Genomic DNA, 18595 nt, shown 5'->3' on the forward strand with positions numbered 1-18595 from the left:
CACTGCCTCGTCGGTCATGGGGATGCTCCTGTTTTGAGTGAAGGTTGCGAACCCCTCATCTCAAGACAGGACGCCCCGTTGCGCTATCCTCTGGGCCCCGTCGCCAGCCGTAGCGTCCTACCGCGCGAGCGGTTTAGTCCTATGACCCAGAGCGGAAGTAACAGCGTCATGTAGCGGGCGATCTCAACTTCTCAACTGACTTGCTATCGTCATTAACCGGGCGGATTGGTCGCATACACGTGATTTAGTTGATCTGAATGGGTCGCGGCATTTCCATGTTGTTGTTCGTTTCGTTCGCCTCTCCAGTTGTTTCGGAATTGTCGACAATGAAGCCAAGCCAGTACTGTCCGGGTGCGATATCACCGGGAATCGTGAGGCTGCGGGTGAACGTGCCGGTAAAGCCAGGACTGCCCCAAGCGCCAGTATTCGTGCCAATGAGCCGGTCGAACTTGCTGATGAAGTCGTTGGATGAAAGATAGAAACCGATATTGAAAGTCTGCGTGGTGGTACTCAGGTTGCTGAACGTGAACTGAATATTTATTGTCGAACCGCGCGCCGCCGATGCGGGGCTCGTGACCAGAGCCGAACTGCCGCCCCCAATGCTGCGGAAAACAGATCCGGCTATGTCCACCTCTCCTATACCGTCGGGGTACAAGAGGCGACTTCCCTCGCGGTCGTCACCAGACGGATCCCACTCGCGCCAATGACCTAGCGGCCCAGCAGCCGGATAGTTCGAATTCATCGTGGCGAGCCAGCGATCTTCGTGTTTCAGGCCGAGAGCATGGCCAAGTTCGTGCAGCGCTACGCCTTCAAAGCTGACAGGCAAGCCGAGGTTGCTGTAGTTAAGCTGCCCCAGATTCCATCCGATATTGTTATTGAAGCCCATATCGGCTTCGTCAATTCCGTAGTGCAATCCAAAGAACCAATAGCAGTGATACCTTACTAGGGTCACGGCCAGGGTCGGCAGTGTGATGCTGTTATCAAGATAAACTTCGCTCCGGCCATTAGATTCATTGTGCGTTCCGTCAGTATCGCGCATCACGAAAAAATTGAATGCCGATCCTCTGACATTGTTCCAGTGCCACATGGCATTCTGATAGCGGGCATCCCAAGCGCTCCCCGGCGGGAACGACGTCGTACTGATCCACCTGTTGTCCCATTGCCTGTCCCAGCGGATTCTGTTGCCGTCGCAAGCGCGGTACGTGTAGGCCTCGACGCTTGAGACACCGAGTAGCGTTGCGAGACAGAGGGCGGTCGCCGCAAGAGTGGACCTTGATGTTCTGCTCATGGCTTGTCATCCGGGACGGACGCTTCTAGAACCATCCGACCGGCCTGCGAGCGGCAGAGACACTACCTGAGGCTCGGGTCGGTGGTGCCCCTCTCTATCGGACGTGGGAATTCGCCGCGCTCAGGTGGTGCCTGCCGTGCAGGCTCGGTTGTTGTGACTTCGCGGGGTGCCGCATCTTTGTCGCTGACGGCAAGCGCTTGGCCCTCAGCGACGGAACGGAGCGGCTTGCCCTGAATGCCAGCCGTTTCGGCGGTCCGGCGCACGTCGGCGACGAACTGGTCGAGCCGCATGACCTCGCCGGATTCGGCCAGGGTTCGCGTCTCGTCGCCTGCTCGCGAACCCTGAATGTCGTTGGTACGCGGCGGCCCGATCTGCTCGCCGGTTTCCGTTCGTCCGAGGCCACCCTTTGGTGGCGTAGCCTCTGAGGGGCCCCCCATCCGCGGGCCAAACAACTCTAACTCCGATGCCACCCTGCGTTCCTTGACCACCTGGCCATCTCGGATGCCGAACACGCGGTTACCGACGCTATCGCTGATGACCTCGGGACCACCCTGTGGGTCCCGGACGACGCGAAAGACACCCTGACCCCAGCCGAGCACCGGGACAAGCTGCTCGCCGTTCCCGCTGACGAACAGTATGACGCGCTCCTTAGCATGGAACGTAGGGCTGCCCTCGACCTCAACGATCTCATTCTCGGCGGTGCCGCCCGCAAACCGCAAGGTAAGCGTCTTGCCTTGGTAGCTGCCGGTGAGCAGATCAAGATCAGTCAGCGTTACATAGGTGGCGATGTGCTTGCGCTCGTCCCGCCGCGAGATGACACTTTCGACAGTGCCGAGCACTACGCCGTCAGCCATGCGGACTAGTTCGTCGAATTTCAGCGCAAGCACAACAGTCGCCGACGTATTGAACGCGGCGAGTAAGCCTGTCCCTAGCAAGGCGGCGACAAGGGCGAGCTTCAGTCTCCTCATTGCAAACGCCTTCGATTCAAACGGACGCAAGCTTTCGCACAGTAAGAATGAAAAATGAAATGAATATGCCCGCGCTACAAACCAAAGGTGCGCTACAGTCAAATATCTCCGGAGAAAAAACTATCACATGTTGCAAACTCTCACAAGATCAATCAGAGACTCCGAAGCCGATCACGCTCGCCGTCAATGATCAGGACATCACGACAGCCATATTGCCCCAACGCCGCACGCATTACTTGTAAATCGAGTGCTTCCGCTTGTGGCCCGAGGCTGCCTAACTCGACGCTCGTCCAAGCGTCAGCTGTCGAGGATAGACCGGAAACGATTTGGATCGGCCTGCACCACCGATTTTGACGCAAAGCGGATCTGCCGGATGGCAGGCTCTGTCCATCGAACCAAATGGAGTACGCGGGCTGCGCCCTCGGCCCGGTCAGGCCTGCCTTCCTCGCCAGGAGCTGCTGCGCTCGCTTCGAGCGGAAACCTTACTCGCCTTCGCGGGCGTGAGCCCTTTCAGCGATTACAGCAATCCAGAAGCCCGCCGACACCCGCAACAGCGCTCGTTATTGATAGGCGGAATTACCCTTGCGCAATGATTGCCACTGCTGGTCGTCGTGGCCGCAGATGATCGTCGCACCCGACTTCTCGATCCGCCTCACCTCCCCGAGTGACTTCTGAAGAGCATCCACGTTCCAGGTCTGGCGCGGCGGAGTATCGGTTAGGAGGCTCTGCCGCAGGCTGACCGTATCGGAGGCCAGGAGGAACTGGCCGTCCCGTTCCAGGCTCACCAGCGCACCCAGTGTGCCGGGTGTGTGGCCCGGCAGCGGCACCAGGACGAGGCTACCATCGCCGAACAGATCGCGCTCGCCGGTTACCGTTTCGATGGGCTGACCACTGGCCCATTCGTTGCGCAAGTAGCCCGCCGCCTCAGCGCCGGGAGAGGTGGCCGCTTCCAGCTCTTTCGCATGCATGACAATGGTCGCCTTCCCAAAGAATTCGTTGCAGCCGCAGTGGTCGCAATGGAGGTGAGAGTTGACGACGACATCAATGTCGTGGGGCTCCAGTCCGACGCAGACCAGGCTCGGTATCAAGGTCTCTTCAACGCTCATGACCGGCTTCATGAACTTGGCGAGCCCGCCCCAGCGCTCTTCGGCGTGATCGACGATGGAGGGATGGCACCCAGTGTCGAAGAGGACGTTCCCCTGCTTGTGCCTCAACAAGGCACTGCTCACCGGAAGGTCGATCAGTTCGCCGCGGTCCGCGTCGGGAAAATAGACGCTCTTGCGCATCCGCAGCCGGCCCGCCGACAGGAAATTGAGTTTCATGGCGTCTCTTCCTCACGCAAGCTCGAGCCGTTGCGGCCTCTATTCGGACAAATGAAACGCGATGGCGCGCTTGAGCAGTGCAGCGATCTCGTTCTCCTGTGCGATCAGCGCATCGGTGAGGCCCGCGACGCATATCGCGAGCGGCTGCTCGGCGCCCAATGTTGCCGGCAGAGTCATCGCGACCACGCCCGCACCCGGGGTTACGAGGTCAATGGAGAAAGCATGCCCCTTCACCCTCACCTTGGCTAGCTGCGCCAGAAGATCCTTGATCTCAATCCTGCGCTGTGGATCCGGCTCCAAGGCGTTGAGCTGCTTCACGAATCGGCGAACGTCCTTTTCTGGATGTTGCGATAGCAATGCATAACCGAGGCCGGAGCGCGCCAGCGGTCGAAGGGTGCCCGGCTTCACATGCAGCCGCATCGGCACCTTGGCCTGAATGACGTGGATGTACTGGGCGCTCAAGCCCCGCCTCAGGCCCACCATGATCGTCTCGTTAGTCTTCGCCGAAAGCTCCTCCATCAAGTTGAACAATCGGCCTTCCTGGAACAGGACGGGGTTCAGCCAGTGGCCCAGCATGGCCGTCCGCGCCGTCGGAATGTATTCGCGACGACTCGAATCGTAGTGCAGGTAGCCGTGCGCGGTCATGGTCCGCATCAGCGCCGACGTCGAAGATTGCGGAAAGTTCAACGCCTGCGATACTTCGACCACCGAAGCCGCACGCTGGTGCTCCTCGAAGAACTCGAGCACCGCAAAAACACGACCCGCGGACTTTACCGAACTCTCCACGTCATTGTCCCTGTTGGATCACGCGGCGTTTCAGCCACCAGGCATATTGCGGCGGCCAATGCGACCAGTCCGGATCGCATCCCATCTCGAGGGCCGCCTGCGCCGGCCAGTTTGGGTTCCACAACAATTCGCGACCGAGCGCGATCAGAGTCGCCTTGCTCTCCTCCAGCACGGTCTCGGCATGCTGACATTCCCGGATCAGACCGACCGCAACGGTCGGAATTTTCGCCTCGCGCTGTACCTTCTCGGCGAACGGCACCTGAAAGCCTGGCGTGCGCGACACCAGCGAATTGCCCCGCGGCAATTTCATGCCACCCGACGAGCAGTCGACCACGTCGACGCCGACTTGCTTGAGAGCCTTCGCAAACTCGACCGAGTCCTCGATCGACCAGCCGATATCCACGCCATCAACCGACGAGATGCGGACAAACACCGGCAAGTGGGCCGGCCACTCTTCCCGCATGATGGCGGCAAGCCGCAGCGGCAGGCGCATGCGGTTGGCAAGCGAGCCGCCGTAATGATCGTTCCGATTATTGGCGAGCGGGGACAGGAACGAGTGCAGCAGATAACCATGGGCACAGTGCAGCTCGACGACATCGAAGCCGGCTTCGCGCGCTCGCCGAAACGCTCGCCTGTAATCCTCGACCACCCTGTCGATATCCTCGGTCGTCATCATGTGCGGCGCAGGCCAGCCATTGTCGAAGGGTATGCTGCTTGAGGCCGCGAGCTCCCACGGCCCTTCGTTGCGCGCCACCGCGTCGGCCGGCCCGAGCGGGCCGCCGCCTTCCCAGGGACGCTGCGACGACCCCTTTCGTCCCGAATGGGCGATCTGGATCGCCGCCTTGGCGTTCAGGCTGTGGATGATCGAGGCCAGCTTGGAAAGGCCCGCGACATGGCTATCGTCCCAAATGCCAAGGCATCCATGGGTGATCCGGCCCTGCAGGTTGACCGAGCTCTGTTCGACGAAAACCAGGCCCGGCCCTCCGGCCGCGAGCTTCGCAATGTGCCCGACATGCCAGTCGGTCACGTGACCATCGATTGCCGAATACGTCGCCATGGGCGAAACGATGACGCGGTTCTTCAGCGAGAGCTCGCGCAGCTTGATCGGCGTGAAGAGCAGTGGTGTAGCAGTCATGACGAGAGCCTTCCCTGGCCGAGGCCGGTGCAATGGGTCACTTCTTCAGCAACGGACAGGCGCTCTCTTCCGGGGAGATGAAGGCATCCTTGCCCGGAATCACCTGGATCAATTTTTCGTAGTCCCACGCGCCTTTCGACTCCTTCGGCGCCTTGGCCTGCACCAGATACATGTCGTGAATGAGTTGGCCATCCTCGCGCAGGAAGGCGTTGCGCGCGAAGAAATCGTCGATCGGCATCGATTTCATCTGCGCAATGACCTTTGGTCCGTCGTCGGCCCCCGACTTCTCGACGGCCTTCAGATAATTGATCACGGAAGAATAAAGCCCCGCCTGGACCATGGTCGGTCGCTTGCCGGTCTTATCCATGAATTTCAGAGCAAACGCACGCGTCTTGTCGTCAAGATCCCAGTAGAAGCCGGTCGTGACCAATAGTCCCTGAGCCGCCTGCAGGCCGATGGCGTGGATATCGCTGGTTTGCATCAGGAACGCGGCCAGTCTCTGCTTGCCCTTGGTCAATCCGAATTCCTGGGCCTGACGGATCGAGTTCGCAAGGTCGCCGCCGGTGTTGGCGAAGGCAATGACATCCGCATTGGAGCCCTGGGCCTGCAGGATGTACGACGAGAAATCCATGCTGTTCAGGGGATGGCGCACCTCGCCAACAACAGTCCCCCCGAGTTTTTCCACGGTCTTGGCTGCGTCGTTGCGCAGCGCCTGGCCAAACGCGTAGTCGACCGTGACAAAGTACCAGCTCTTGGCACCATCGTTCAGCAAGGCGCGCGCGGTGCCGTTGGCAAGGGCATAGGTGTTGTAGACCCACTGCACTGAATTCGGCGAGCAGGCTTTTCCGGTGAGGTCGGACGAGCCGGCGGACGAAATCAGGATCGCCTTATTCTTCTGCTTGGTGAGCTCCAGGACCGCAAACGCGACAGCCGAGTTGGCGAAGTCGACGATGACGTCAACACTCTCGTTCTCATACCAGCGACGTGCGATGGCCGCGCCGATGTCGGCCTTGTTCTGGTGGTCGGCATCGACCATCACGATGGGCTTGCCGGCGACCTTGCCGCCAAAATCGGCGATCGCCATCCGCACGGCTTCGACCGATGCGGGCCCGGTTGCGTCGGCGTAGAGGCCTGACTGATCGGTCAAGACGCCGATCTTCACCTGGTCGTCTGAAATCTGTGCCTTTGCCGCAGTGCCCAGCAGAGCCAAGGCGCCGCTGAGCGCCAGTAAATTCAGTGTTTTCTTCATCGTTCTATTCCCCCCGATTGAGTGAGACCTAACCTTGTTTGGCGAGTTTTGATTTTTGGGATCGCAGATCGAAGATGTCCGGCCATGAGGCGGGATCCTTGTCCGGTCCGAGAAGCGCGTGTTTCTGGATCTTGTTGGTCGAAGTCATCGGAAGCGCTTCGACAAAAGCGATCCATGCCGGCACCTTGTAGTAGGCGAGCCGCTCGGCGCAAAAAAAGAAGACGTTCTGCGCCATTTCGAGAGTGGCCGGCGCTTCCGCAGTAACGAACGCAACAACCTCTTCCTGTCGCACCGGATCGTGTCCCGACACGACCGCCGATTGCCTTACGCCCGGCGCAAGGTTGATGACGCCCTCGACCTCGGCTGCGGAAATATTCTCGCCCGCACGGCGAATGAGGTGCTTGAGGCGGTCGACAAAGACGATCGCGCCATCTTCGTGCTGCCAGGCGCTGTCGCCGGTATGGAACCAGCCGCCCCGCCATGCCTCTTCGGTCGCTTCGGGATTCTTCAGATAGCCGGAGAAGAAGCCCTTGCGCGGATTGTCCGGTGAAAACCTGGCGCAGAGTTCTCCGACCGTCCCGGCCGGCACTTCCCTGTTCGCGCCATCCAGGATCTTCAATTCAAAGCCCGGCTCGCTGCGGCCGATCGTGTTGGACTCGAGGTGCCGCGGCTCGACGGTATTGAAACAACTGCGGCCCGTCTCCGTCATTCCCCATCCTTCGACGAAGGGAATGCCGAACCGCGCCGTGGCTCGCGCGCGCAAATCCGGGTTGGCCCCGACGCCCATGGAGAAGTGCAGGCCATGCTGCCTTTCTTCCGGCGTCTCGGGCTGGCCCAGCAGCGAAGCGACAATCACGCCGAGATAATGCAGGACGCTTGCGCGACAGCCGACCATGTCGGTCCATGCATGCCTGGAGTTGAAGCGTTCAGGGACGATGAGACAGCCTCCGGTCAGCATCATCGCCATGGTTGTCAGCGTCAGGCCCGCCATGTGGAACAGCGGCAGCGGGCTATAGAGCCGCTCCGTGCCGAACCGGTAGCTCGCCTCACCACCGCGGCTCGCGTACCAACGGCCAGTGGTCACAACGTACTCGTTGGACAAGATGCATCCCTTGGGACGCGCAGTCGTTCCTGACGTGTAGAGAAGTGCAGCTTCGGTCAGTGGCGAAGGCAGACCACTCAGCGGCGGCGCCCGCTCCGCTCGTGGAATGCTGGTGACGGACTCGGCGAGGTCATCGCCGGCTACCGTCATCAGCGGGATGCGCCTGTCCTGGCTCCGGAGCGCCAAGTCGAGTTCTGGCCGCGCCGGAAGAGAAACGATCAGATCCGGCTCGCCATGCGAAAGCATGTACGCGATTTCATCGGCCCGATACGCCGGATTGATCGGCATGATCGAGGAGCCGATGGCGTTGAGCGCCAGCCAGTGCACGATGAAGTCCGGCCGGTTCTCAAGCAAGAGCCCCACGCGATGGCCGTGGCCGAAGCCGGCGGCGGCATAGCGTGCCTGCAAGCGCGCTATGCTTGCGGACACCTGACCGTAGCTGAATTCGGCGCCGGAAGGCAGATAGTCGCGTTGCTCACGTGGAGGAATGCAAAGGAATGGCGTGAACGGCTGCGCGTCCGCACTTGAGGAGAAGATGTTGCTGACAGCGTACATGGACGCGCGAATCCCGGTTGCAAGCCGTGCCGGATGGATCGGGCACAGCTAACAGCGGCGGGAACCCGGTGTCAAACTAGTATTCAGTTTTGTGAAAATTCATATGTATTTTGGTGCGGTCGTAGGGGAGCGCAGCGTCGAAGCCGGCTTCTTCGCAAACCAAGTAGGCGTCCGATTTGTGCGCTACAGCCGCAGCAGGTACGCCTCACAACAAGGCTGCTTGATTTCCCGTGGAGGCATGGGTTTCTCACGTACCATGTCCTCGACCAAGGTCCTTTGGGGTCAGATCACCCTTGTCCTGGCAATCGTGCTCACCACCACGTGGGCGGCAACACAATGGGTTGCCTGGAAACTCGGATTCCAGCCGCAGCTCGGAAAGCCATGGTTCGAGTTAGGCGCGGGGTGCCCGGTGTACCTGCCACCTGCCTTCTTCTGGTGGTGGTACGCATACGACGCTTACGCGCCGAGGGTATTCGTCGAGGGAGCGTGTATCGCGGCTTCAGGTGGAATCATCTCGATTGTTGTCGCGTTTGCCATGTCGCTATGGCGCGCACGAGAGGCGAAGACCGCGGCGACGTACGGTTCTGCGCGCTGGGCGCTACCTTCCGAAATCCGCCTGGTCGAACCGGATGGAGTCGTGCTCGGCCGGTTCGGACGCAAGTATCTTCGCCACGATGGACCGGAACATGTGCTTTGTTTCGCGCCGACGCGATCGGGCAAGGGTGTCGGGCTTGTGTTGCCGACCCTTCTGACCTGGCCGGACAGTTGCATCGTTCACGACATCAAGGGCGAGAACTGGATGCTCACTTCGGGTTTCCGCGCGCGACATGGCAAGGTGCTGCTGTTCGATCCCACCAATCGCGATTCGGCCGCCTATAACCCTCTGATCGAGGTTCGCCGGGGCGAGTGGGAGGTCCGCGATGTCCAGAACATCGCCGACGTATTGGTCGATCCGGAAGGCGCCCTGGAGCGGCGCAATCACTGGGAAAAGACCAGCCATTCGTTGCTGGTGGGAGCCATCCTGCATGTTCTTTATGCCGAGCCGGATAAGACCTTGGCCGGCGTTGCCAATTTTCTGTCGGATCCGAAGCGTCCGATAGAAGCGACGCTGCAGGTGATGATGACGGCGCCGCATCTTGGCGAGGCGGGACCGCATCCAGTGATCGCTTCCGCCGCACGCGAACTCCTGAATAAGAGCGAGAACGAACGTTCCGGCGTGCTGTCGACGGCGATGTCCTTTCTCGGGCTGTATCGCGATCCCGTGGTGGCGCAGGTGACGGGCCGTAGCGACTGGCGGATCCGCGATCTTGTCGAAGGCAACCAGCCAGCAACGCTGTATTTGGTCGTACCACCGTCAGACATCAGCCGGACCAAGCCACTGGTCCGATTGATCCTCAACCAGATCGGCCGGCGGCTCACGGAAGACTTGAACGCCAGAGGACGCCGGCATCGTGTGCTGCTGATGCTGGATGAATTCCCTGCGTTGGGGCGGCTTGATTTCTTCGAATCGGCGTTGGCCTTCATGGCAGGCTATGGCTTGAAAAGCTTTTTGATTGCTCAATCCTTGAACCAGATCGAAAAGGCCTATGGTCCGAACAATTCCATTCTCGACAACTGCCATGTCCGTGTGTCGTTTGCGACCAACGACGAACGGACCGCACGACGCGTCTCGGATGCGCTGGGGATGGCGACCGAACTTCGCGCCATGAAGAACTATGCAGGCCACAGGCTGAGCCCGTGGCTCGGGCACCTCATGGTATCGAGGCAGGAGACCGCGCGCCCGCTGCTGACACCTGGCGAGGTCATGCAACTGCCACCGGACGATGAGCTCATTCTGGTTTCGGGCTGCCCCCCGATCCGGGCCAAGAAGGCGCGCTACTACGAGGATCAGCGATTTCGGGAACGGGTGCTTCCGCCGCCCAAGCCGGCTAACCCCGAACATCGCCTTCGCCCGCCCGACGATGATTGGAGCGGCTTGCCGCTGCCGCTTATCCGGGCGGCCAGCCGGAAGGCAAAGGCTCGGCAAGAGCATATCGAGTCCATTGCCGATTCAGCCAACGCTGGGATCCGACGAGAACCAGAACTTTCCGAGCACGAAGAGGTGGCGCCAGAACCAGGGCCGACAAAGACCGAGTTCGATTTTATCGACGAGGGAGATGATGAGGTCCAGCGCGCCCGCGCACTTCGCCAGGAGGCCGCAAGCCTTCCCCGTCAGGCGGCAATGGATCCCGATGATGGCCTCGATCTCTGAGGTGGAACGATGCGGACCAGACACACCTTTCGTCTGCCACCCGATCTTGCCGGCCAGCTTGCCGAGTATGCCGACCGGAAGCGGGTATCTCAGGCGCTCGTTGTCGAAACGGCGCTGTCATCGTTTTTATCGCCCGACAACTCCGAACGGATGGAGGCTGCGCTCGGACGACGGCTGGACCGGTTGACGCGGCAGCTCGAGCGGCTCGAACGCCACGTTACGATTTCAAACGAAGCACTGGCGCTTTTTGTCCGCTTTTGGCTCACGGCGACGCCGCCTCTGCCGGATACGGTGCAATCGGCTGCCCAGGCCAAAGGCCGCGAACGCTATGAAGGGTTCATCGAAGCCCTCGGACGCAGGCTCGCCAAAGGGCAGAGCCTGGCGCAGGAGGTCTCTTCCGACATCGAGCCGCGTGGTCGACAAGGGGAGAAATCCAGCCCTGTCTGACCAGTCCGCCGTTCTCTTCTTTCCCTACGCCAGAGTACGAAGTTGATGTTCGTACGATTGAAGCGACCAGGGTGCTGTCCTTCCCTCGAGAGCGACACGACGTAGGTATGTCGCAAATCGAGGGGGGAGGGAATGACTGCGCAGAATGAGGCCGATACGGGAATTGGCTCGATTCTGACTAAAGCCGACCCGGATAGCCGGTCAGGGGCCCATGAGGCGCTACGGACGAAAAGAGTAACGGTTCAGCTCTCGGAAAGAACCTTTGAACGCCTCGAGGCTGCAACGGATCGCCCAGGCCTTGGCAAGAGCATGGTCATCGAAGCCGCGCTTGAGCGCTTTTTGGATCCGGCGCCGCCCGTCGCGGGCATCGTGCAGGAGTCTTTCGATCGGATAGACAGCCGGCTCGAGCGGCTGGAGTACGAAATCGCGATCATCGCCGAGACGGTCGCGCTGCACGCCCGTTATCATCTCACCGTGACGCCGCCGATGTCGCAGCCTCAGCAGCATGAAGCGTGCGTTCTGGGTCACGCGCGGTTCAAGGCGTTGGCCGAACAGGTCGACAGCCGCGTGCGGCAGGGGCATCCGTTGATGCGGGAGACGATCGCCTATCTCGCCGCCGCGAGAGCTGATGCCTCTCGCCTTGAGAGCAATGCAGAGATTTCGCTGGGGTCCGCAGAAGTTGACCAGGAAATTCTCGCCGCGTCCGCCCCGAAGGCAGAAGCCGACCTGAGCGCTGCCGGCGAGGAGGACGGCAGCAATCGGAACTTTCGGCACTTGCCGAACGCATTTTGCTGATCCTCCCGACCAGGTGGTGAGGACTGCGCGGCAAGCCGTCGGCGGTTCATCCCAGCCACCAAAGGCTTCGGAAGCGGGCAGCGCGCCGCAGCTTCCAATCTGGCGCCTGATCGCCTGTGTCTTTCTGCCCTTTGCCGCAGGCTATTATCTCTCGTATCTCTTTCGGACCATCAACGCGTTGGTTTCCGGTCCTCTTGCGACCGAGTTGGGCCTGGATGCTGCCGACCTCGGGCTCTTGACGTCGGTCTATTTTCTGGCGTTTGGGGGCGCGCAGATTCCAATCGGAATGCTGCTCGACCGTTATGGTCCACGCCGTGTGCAGAGCGTGCTGCTGCTCGTCGCAACAATCGGTGCCGCCCTTTTTGGCGCGTCTAGCGGTTTTCTCCCCCTTTTGATCGCGCGCGCCATGATCGGATTGGGCGTCGCGGCCGCGTTGATGGCGGGCCTGAAAGCGATCGTCATCTGGTTTCCAAGAGAGCGGGTTGCTCTGGTCAACGGCTACATGATCATGTTGGGTGGCTTGGGCGCGGTGACCGCCACAGTGCCGGCCGAATGGCTGATGGAATGGCTGGGTTGGCGGGGATTGTTCGCAGTCTTGGCCATTGCGAGCCTCGCGGTAGCCGCCCTGATCTTTGCGGCGGTGCCAGAGGTCGCGCGGTCAGGAGAATCTGGTCCAAACACGCCGGGGCTTCGAGCGATCTATACAGATTCACGTTTCTGGCGAATAGCTCCGCTTTCAGCGAGCTGCATCGGGTCAGCCTGGTCCTTGCAATCACTCTGGGCGGCGCCTTGGCTGACGGACGTCGAAGGTCTCACCCGCGAAGCATTGATCGCGCAACTGTTCATCATGGCAATCGGATTGAGCGTCTCTGCTTTGCTGCTTGGGGTGATAGCTGACCGCTTGCGCAGACGCGGTGTGGGGCCGGAAATCCTGTTCGCCGCGGCGGCGACCTTGTTTGTGGTGGCTGAGCTGGCGTTGATCTTGCGCCTGCCCCTGCCATCGCTACTGCCCTGGTCAATGGTCCCGCTTGTCGGGGCTTCGACCGTTCTCAGCTATGCAATGTTGGCCGAATACTTCCCAATGGAGCTGGCTGCGCGCGCGAATGGCGGCCTAAATGTGCTTCATTTCGGTTGGGCCTTTGCGACCCAGTACGGGACAGGCCTCATCCTGCAACAATGGCCAGCTCAGAACGGTCACTACCCGATAGTGGCCTATCAAGTCACCTTCGGACTCAGCGCTGCTGTGCATATCGCGGCGCTGGGCTGGTTCATTGTTCCTTGGCTTCGTGCGTTGAGCTCGCGGATGCCAACAGTCACCCGTCGGGAATCAGCAAGCGGTGAAGGGCTGCTTGATCCAGTAATCCCGCCGGCCGAAATCGCCATACTCGACGCGCCCGAACGTCCGGAATGGTAACACGCAATTTGCATTGTTTATTGCATGCGATTATTGGCCGTCACGCGGACTTTCTTTTCCTACGCCAGAGTACGACCCTGGTCAGCCCATTGTTGCCGCAATCCACGTCCTACGTTTTCTAATCACCCCATCGCAAGGCGCTCGCGGCGCCTGAATCGTGGGGGCAGCAGTGGCAGTCCATTCCTTTCCGTCAGAGGCGACCTCGCGCACCTCGCGCATGCTGCGCACCGCCCTTGGTCCTGCTATCGCGCGCTTTCTGGAGGATCCATCCATTGTCGAGGTGATGCTCAACCCCGACGGCAGGTTGTGGATCGATCGCCTGGCGCGGGGCCTCGACGACACCGGAGAACGTCTGTCCGCTGCCGATGGGGAACGGATCATCCGATTGGTTGCCCATCACGTCGGTAGCGAAGTTCACGCCGCAGCTCCACGCGTCTCGGCCGAGCTGCCTGAGACTGGAGAGCGTTTCGAAGGTTTGCTGCCGCCGGTCGTTGCAGCGCCAGCCTTCGCCATCCGCAAACCAGCGGTCGCCGTGTTCACCCTTGAAGACTATGTCGCTGCGGGAACCATGACATCGGGTCAGGCATACACGCTGCGAGGTGCAGTTGCCGCTCGCAAGAACATTTTGGTGGCTGGAGGTACCTCGACCGGCAAGACGACGTTGACGAACGCGCTGCTGGCAGAAGTCGCCAAAACCGGCGATCGGGTCGTTCTCATCGAAGATACAAGGGAGCTGCAGTGCAAGGCGCCAAATCTCGTAGCGTTGCGCACCAAGGATGGCGTGGTCTCACTGTCGGACCTTGTCCGTTCGTCGCTGCGCCTGCGGCCGGATCGGATCCCGATCGGTGAGGTACGCGGGGCCGAAGCCCTCGATCTGCTCAAAGCCTGGGGCACGGGTCATCCTGGCGGGATCGGCACCATCCACGCCGGGACCGCGCTCGGTGCCTTGCGTCGGCTCGAGCAGCTCATTCAGGAAGCGGTCATCACGGTCCCCCGCGCGCTCCTTGCCGAAACGATCAACGTTATCGCGGTTCTCAGTGGCCGTGGCGTCGATCGCCGCCTTTCTGAGCTCGCCTATGTCGCCGGGCTCGGCCCCTCAGGCGATTACCGCATTTCGGCCATAGGAGAGGACTGATGAGCTCGCGATCGTTGCTCGGACGGGCCCGAATTTCCAGGGTGGCAAGCGCGGCCGTCTGTCTGATTACGGCTCCGGCGTGGGCTGCCGGCTCCAACATGCCGTGGGAGCAGCCGCTCAACCAGATTCTGCAGTCCGTCGAGGGACCGGTCGCCAAGATCATCGCCGTCATCATCATCATCACCACGGGCCTGTCGCTGGCGTTCGGCGATACCTCAGGTGGCTTCCGCCGGCTGATCCAGATCGTGTTCGGCCTGTCGATCGCATTCGCCGCATCAAGCTTCTTTCTGGCGTTCTTCTCGTTCGGCGGCGGAGTGATGATCTGATGGGCGAACAGGTGCCAGGGCTCGTCGCGCCGGTGCACCGCGCGCTCACCGAGCCGATTCTGTTGGGTGGCGCTCCGCGCTCAGTCGCCATTGTCAACGGCACGTTGGCGGCAGCACTCGGCCTCGGCCTGCGCCTCTGGCTGGCTGGTCTCCTCCTCTGGTTCGTCGGCCACATGGTCGCCGTCTGGGCCGCCAAGCACGATCCCGAGTTCGTCGAGGTCGTACGGCGCCACCTTCGCATTCCTTCTCACCTCAGCCAGTGAAGCCTCTCATGATGAACCTTGCCGAATACCGACGTTCGAACGCGCATTTGGCGGATTTTCTGCCCTGGGCCGCGCTGGTCGATGAAGGAATTGTCCTGAACAAGGACGGCTCGTTTCAGCGGACGGCAAAGTTTCGCGGGCCCGATCTCGACAGCGCGGTGCCGGCCGAACTGGTCGCGGCCTCAGGTCGCCTGAACAATGCCCTGCGTCGTCTTGGGTCCGGCTGGGCCGTGTTTGTTGAAGCGCAGCGGCATTCGGCGGGCGCCTATCCTCCGAACACGTTTCCCGATGCGGCGTCCGCGCTCGTCGATGCCGAGCGAAGGGCCCAGTTCGAGGAGCGAGGGGCTCATTACGAATCGAGCTATTATCTGACGTTGTTGTATCTGCCGCCGACCGAGAGCGCGGCGTTGCCCGAACGACTGCTCTACGAAGGTGGCAATCGTGCTGCTGGCGCGGACGGGCGTGAACTGCTGAGCGGCTTTATCGACCGGACCAATCGGGTCTTGCAGCTCATCGAAGGCTTTATGCCCGAATGCGGCTGGCTCGATGACGAGGCAACGCTGACCTACCTGCACTCGACGATCTCGACCAGGCGACACCGGGTGCGGGTGCCTGAGATTCCGATGTATCTCGACGCGCTGCTCGCGGATCAACCATTGACGGGCGGGTTGCGACCGATGCTGGGGGAAGCGCATCTGCGCGTTCTGACCATCGTCGGATTCCCGAGCGCGACCACGCCTGGGATTCTCGATGACTTGAACCGGCTACCTTTTCCGTACCGCTGGTCAACCCGGGCGATCACGCTCGACAAGCTGGACGCCACAAAGCTGCTGACCAAGATCCGGCGCCAGTGGTTTGCCAAGCGCAAGTCGATCGCAGCCATCCTGAAGGAGGTGATGACCAACGAGGCCTCTCACCTCCTCGATACCGACGCCCAGAACAAGGCCAACGACGCCGATGCGGCCCTGCAGGAATTGGGATCGGATGAGATCGGTCAGGTCTTCGTCACCGCGACAGTCACCGTCTGGGATAGAGACGCCCACGTCGCTGACGAGAAGTTGCGGTTGGTCGAGAAGGTCATCCAGGGGCGCGATTTCACGTGCATGATGGAGACGGTCAATGCGGTCGAGGCTTGGCTCGGCAGCCTGCCGGGACATGTCTATGCCAACGTCCGCCAGCCGCCCATCTCGACCTTGAACCTGGCGCATATGATTCCGCTGTCGGCGGTGTGGGCGGGGGAGGTGAGGGACCCTCACCTCAAGGCGCCTCCGCTCTTCTTCGGCAAGACGGAGGGATCGACCCCATTCCGATTTTCGCTGCACGTCGGGGACGTCGGACATACCTTGGTCGTCGGGCCGACCGGCGCCGGCAAGTCCGTTCTCCTGGCGCTCATGGCGCTGCAGTTTCGCAGATACCCGAATTCCCAGATCTTTGCATTCGACTTTGGCGCCTCGATCCGCGCCGCGGCGATCGCCATGGGCGGCGATTGGCACGACCTCGGCGGCGCGATTACGGGAGATGCGTCTGAGCCAATCGCTCTCCAGCCGCTCGCAAGGATCGACGATGTCTCGGAACGGGGCTGGGCAGCTAATTGGATCGCCTCGATCCTTACCCGTGAACGGATCGAGGTTACGCCTGAGACCAAGGATCATGTCTGGTCGGCTCTGACTTCATTGGCTTCGGCGCCCGTCGAGGAGCGCACGCTAACCGGACTTTCCGTTCTCCTTCAATCCAACTTCCTCAAACGGGCACTGCAGCCCTACTGTCTGGGTGGGCCCTATGACCGATTGCTCGACGCCGAAACCGAGCGGCTCGGCACCTCATCTGTCCAGGTCTTCGAGACGGATGGATTGATCGGGACCGCCGTTGCGCCGGCCGTCCTGTCCTATCTGTTTCACCGGATCGAGGATCGCTTCGACGGCCGGCCGTCTCTGCTCATTATCGATGAGGGGTGGCTCGCTCTTGATGATGCTGACTTTGCGGGCAAGCTGCGTGAGTGGCTGAAAACGCTGCGCAAGAAGAACGCTTCCGTCGTCTTCGCGACCCAATCGCTTGCCGATATCGACGGCTCGGCGATTGCGCCAGCGATCGTCGAAAGCTGCCCGACTCGGATCTTGCTGCCCAACGATCGCGCGATCGAACCGCAGATCACGATGATCTACCGTCGTTTTGGTCTCAATGATCGCCAGATCGAAATTCTCGCCCGTGCTAACCCGAAGCGGGACTACTATTGCCAGTCGCGCCGCGGAAACCGCCTGTTCGAGCTTGGGCTTGGCGAAGTAGCGCTCGCGTTCACGGCTGCGTCTTCCAAGGCCGATCAGGTTTTAATCGAGCAGGTATTGGCCGAGCACGGGCGCGACAATTTTCTGAGCGGTTGGCTCAAAATCCGTGAACTCGGCTGGGCCATTGATCTGATTCCGCAACTGGCAACCGAAGGGGCGCTCTCATGACACGCTTCGGCAATCTTCTCGTGGCGAGCGTAGTGGTCGTCGCGATGGCGCAATCAATCAGACCGGCTCCAGCACAATGGGTTGTGTTCGATCCCAATAATTACACTCAGAACGTCCTGACTGCGGCGCGCGAACTGCAGCAGATCAACAACCAGATCACATCGCTGCAGAACGAAGCGCAGATGTTGATCAACCAGGCGAAAAATCTGGCGAGCCTGCCGTATTCGTCGCTGCAGCAGCTCGAGCAGTCAATCCAGCGCACGCAGCAACTGCTCGCCCAGGCGCAGCGCGTAACCTACGACGTCCAGCAAATTGACCGGGCGTTTTCGACTACCTACGCTCCAGCGTCAGCGAATGTTTCGGATCAGGCGCTCGTCAGTATTGCGCAGACTCGTTGGCAGAACGCGGTTGCAGGTCTTCAAGACGCAATGCGCTTGCAAGCCACTGTCGCCGGTAATCTCAACACCAACCGAGCCCAAATGTCTGCCCTGGTGACTGCGAGCCAGGGGGCGACCGGTGCCCTGCAGGTGAGCCAAGCGGGCAATCAGCTCCTTGCGCTCCAGTCGCAACAGCTTGCCGATTTGGTCGCAGCCGTTGTCGTCCAGGGGCGCGCTCAGAATCTGGAGTCGGCCCAGCGAACGGCAGCTCAGGATCAGGCTAGGGAGCAGCTCCGACGTTTCCTGGCCCAAGGAAAGAGTTACCAACCCACAACCGTGCAGATGTTCCATTGATGATGGCGAACCAGCTCAAACGGATTCCGACCGTCCTGGCAATGACGATCGCGGTGCTGGTCGTCGCCGCGTGCGCGATCGGGCTTCGCGGCAACGAGGACCAGGCCCAGCCCACCGCGTCGGTCGCTCGGAAGCCCGGCCCGATGACGGCGCAGCTCGAACAATGCCGCACCGTCACATACGAGCAGGAAGACGCCCTTCGCGATTGCCGCGACCTCTGGGCTCACAGGCGTCGCCAGTTCTTGGGCCATAGCAGAGAATCTCCGAGCGATCCCAATACTGCGCCGTCCAGGCCCGGATCCTCATCGGCTGTTTCGTCCAAGCACGAGACGCGTCTGCCGTCTGGCCATACCTCCATTCCAGTGCGAAGCGAGTAAG

At 61.0% G+C, this 18595-nt stretch carries 17 protein-coding genes; 10 read left to right on the plus strand and 7 right to left on the minus strand.

Going from position 1 to position 18595, the window contains the following annotated elements:
* Positions 1-244: 244 nt before the first annotated feature.
* From HY852_RS19410 to HY852_RS19440, 7 genes are all read right to left on the minus strand, one after another.
* A complete protein-coding gene (locus tag HY852_RS19410) occupies positions 245-1288 on the minus strand; it encodes a matrixin family metalloprotease (protein WP_291606415.1) in 1044 nt (347 codons plus the stop codon).
* 62 nt (positions 1289-1350) lie between these two features.
* Positions 1351-2256 (minus strand): hypothetical protein, encoded by a 906-nt coding sequence (locus HY852_RS19415; RefSeq protein ID WP_291606416.1) that lies wholly within the window; start codon positions 2254-2256, stop codon positions 1351-1353.
* A gap of 560 nt (positions 2257-2816) precedes the next feature.
* Positions 2817-3578, minus strand: coding sequence for an N-acyl homoserine lactonase family protein (locus HY852_RS19420; RefSeq protein ID WP_291606417.1), 762 nt, complete (start codon positions 3576-3578; stop codon positions 2817-2819).
* A gap of 39 nt (positions 3579-3617) precedes the next feature.
* Entirely contained in the window at positions 3618-4364 is a 747-nt protein-coding gene (locus HY852_RS19425) for a helix-turn-helix domain-containing protein (RefSeq protein WP_291606418.1), read from the minus strand.
* Position 4365: 1 nt separating this feature from the next.
* On the minus strand, positions 4366-5499 hold the full coding sequence (locus tag HY852_RS19430) for an NADH:flavin oxidoreductase/NADH oxidase (protein WP_291606420.1): 1134 nt from the start codon (positions 5497-5499) through the stop codon (positions 4366-4368).
* Between the two features lie 37 nt (positions 5500-5536).
* Positions 5537-6748, minus strand: coding sequence for an ABC transporter substrate-binding protein (locus HY852_RS19435; protein ID WP_291606421.1), 1212 nt, complete (start codon positions 6746-6748; stop codon positions 5537-5539).
* Between the two features lie 28 nt (positions 6749-6776).
* Positions 6777-8405: an AMP-binding protein gene (locus HY852_RS19440; protein ID WP_291606422.1), complete on the minus strand. Its 1629-nt coding sequence runs from the start codon at positions 8403-8405 to the stop codon at positions 6777-6779.
* 256 nt (positions 8406-8661) lie between these two features.
* Here HY852_RS19440 and HY852_RS19445 point away from each other — a divergent pair, with 256 nt between their 5' ends.
* The 10 genes from HY852_RS19445 to trbK-alt all read left to right on the plus strand — a co-directional run bounded on the left by HY852_RS19445 (position 8662) and on the right by trbK-alt (position 18594).
* Positions 8662-10656 carry a conjugal transfer protein TraG gene (locus tag HY852_RS19445; RefSeq protein ID WP_291606473.1) on the plus strand — a complete coding sequence of 665 codons (1995 nt, stop codon included), beginning with the start codon at positions 8662-8664 and terminating at the stop codon, positions 10654-10656.
* Between the two features lie 9 nt (positions 10657-10665).
* Positions 10666-11103 (plus strand): CopG family transcriptional regulator, encoded by a 438-nt coding sequence (locus HY852_RS19450; RefSeq protein WP_291606423.1) that lies wholly within the window; start codon positions 10666-10668, stop codon positions 11101-11103.
* 132 nt (positions 11104-11235) lie between these two features.
* Positions 11236-11898 (plus strand): hypothetical protein, encoded by a 663-nt coding sequence (locus HY852_RS19455; RefSeq protein ID WP_291606424.1) that lies wholly within the window; start codon positions 11236-11238, stop codon positions 11896-11898.
* 97 nt (positions 11899-11995) lie between these two features.
* Positions 11996-13312 carry an MFS transporter gene (locus tag HY852_RS19460; RefSeq protein WP_291606474.1) on the plus strand — a complete coding sequence of 439 codons (1317 nt, stop codon included), beginning with the start codon at positions 11996-11998 and terminating at the stop codon, positions 13310-13312.
* A 217-nt stretch (positions 13313-13529) separates the two neighbouring features.
* Positions 13530-14447, plus strand: a complete 918-nt coding sequence (trbB, locus tag HY852_RS19465; protein WP_291606475.1) for a P-type conjugative transfer ATPase TrbB — start codon at positions 13530-13532, stop codon at positions 14445-14447.
* On the plus strand, positions 14447-14773 hold the full coding sequence (locus HY852_RS19470) for a TrbC/VirB2 family protein (protein ID WP_291606425.1): 327 nt from the start codon (positions 14447-14449) through the stop codon (positions 14771-14773). The genes trbB and HY852_RS19470 overlap by 1 nt, the downstream gene beginning before the upstream one ends.
* Positions 14773-15036, plus strand: coding sequence for a VirB3 family type IV secretion system protein (locus HY852_RS19475; RefSeq protein ID WP_291606426.1), 264 nt, complete (start codon positions 14773-14775; stop codon positions 15034-15036). Before HY852_RS19470 ends, HY852_RS19475 begins: the two co-directional genes overlap by 1 nt.
* Positions 15037-15044: 8 nt before the next feature.
* Positions 15045-17486, plus strand: coding sequence for a conjugal transfer protein TrbE (gene trbE / locus HY852_RS19480; protein ID WP_291606427.1), 2442 nt, complete (start codon positions 15045-15047; stop codon positions 17484-17486).
* A complete protein-coding gene (trbJ, locus tag HY852_RS19485; protein WP_291606428.1) occupies positions 17483-18217 on the plus strand; it encodes a P-type conjugative transfer protein TrbJ in 735 nt (244 codons plus the stop codon). Before trbE ends, trbJ begins: the two co-directional genes overlap by 4 nt.
* A 41-nt stretch (positions 18218-18258) precedes the next feature.
* On the plus strand, positions 18259-18594 hold the full coding sequence (gene trbK-alt / locus HY852_RS19490; protein WP_291606477.1) for a putative entry exclusion protein TrbK-alt: 336 nt from the start codon (positions 18259-18261) through the stop codon (positions 18592-18594).
* Position 18595: the final 1 nt, after the last annotated feature.

Source organism: Bradyrhizobium sp., assembly GCF_016213215.1.
Lineage (GTDB): Bacteria > Pseudomonadota > Alphaproteobacteria > Rhizobiales > Xanthobacteraceae > Bradyrhizobium.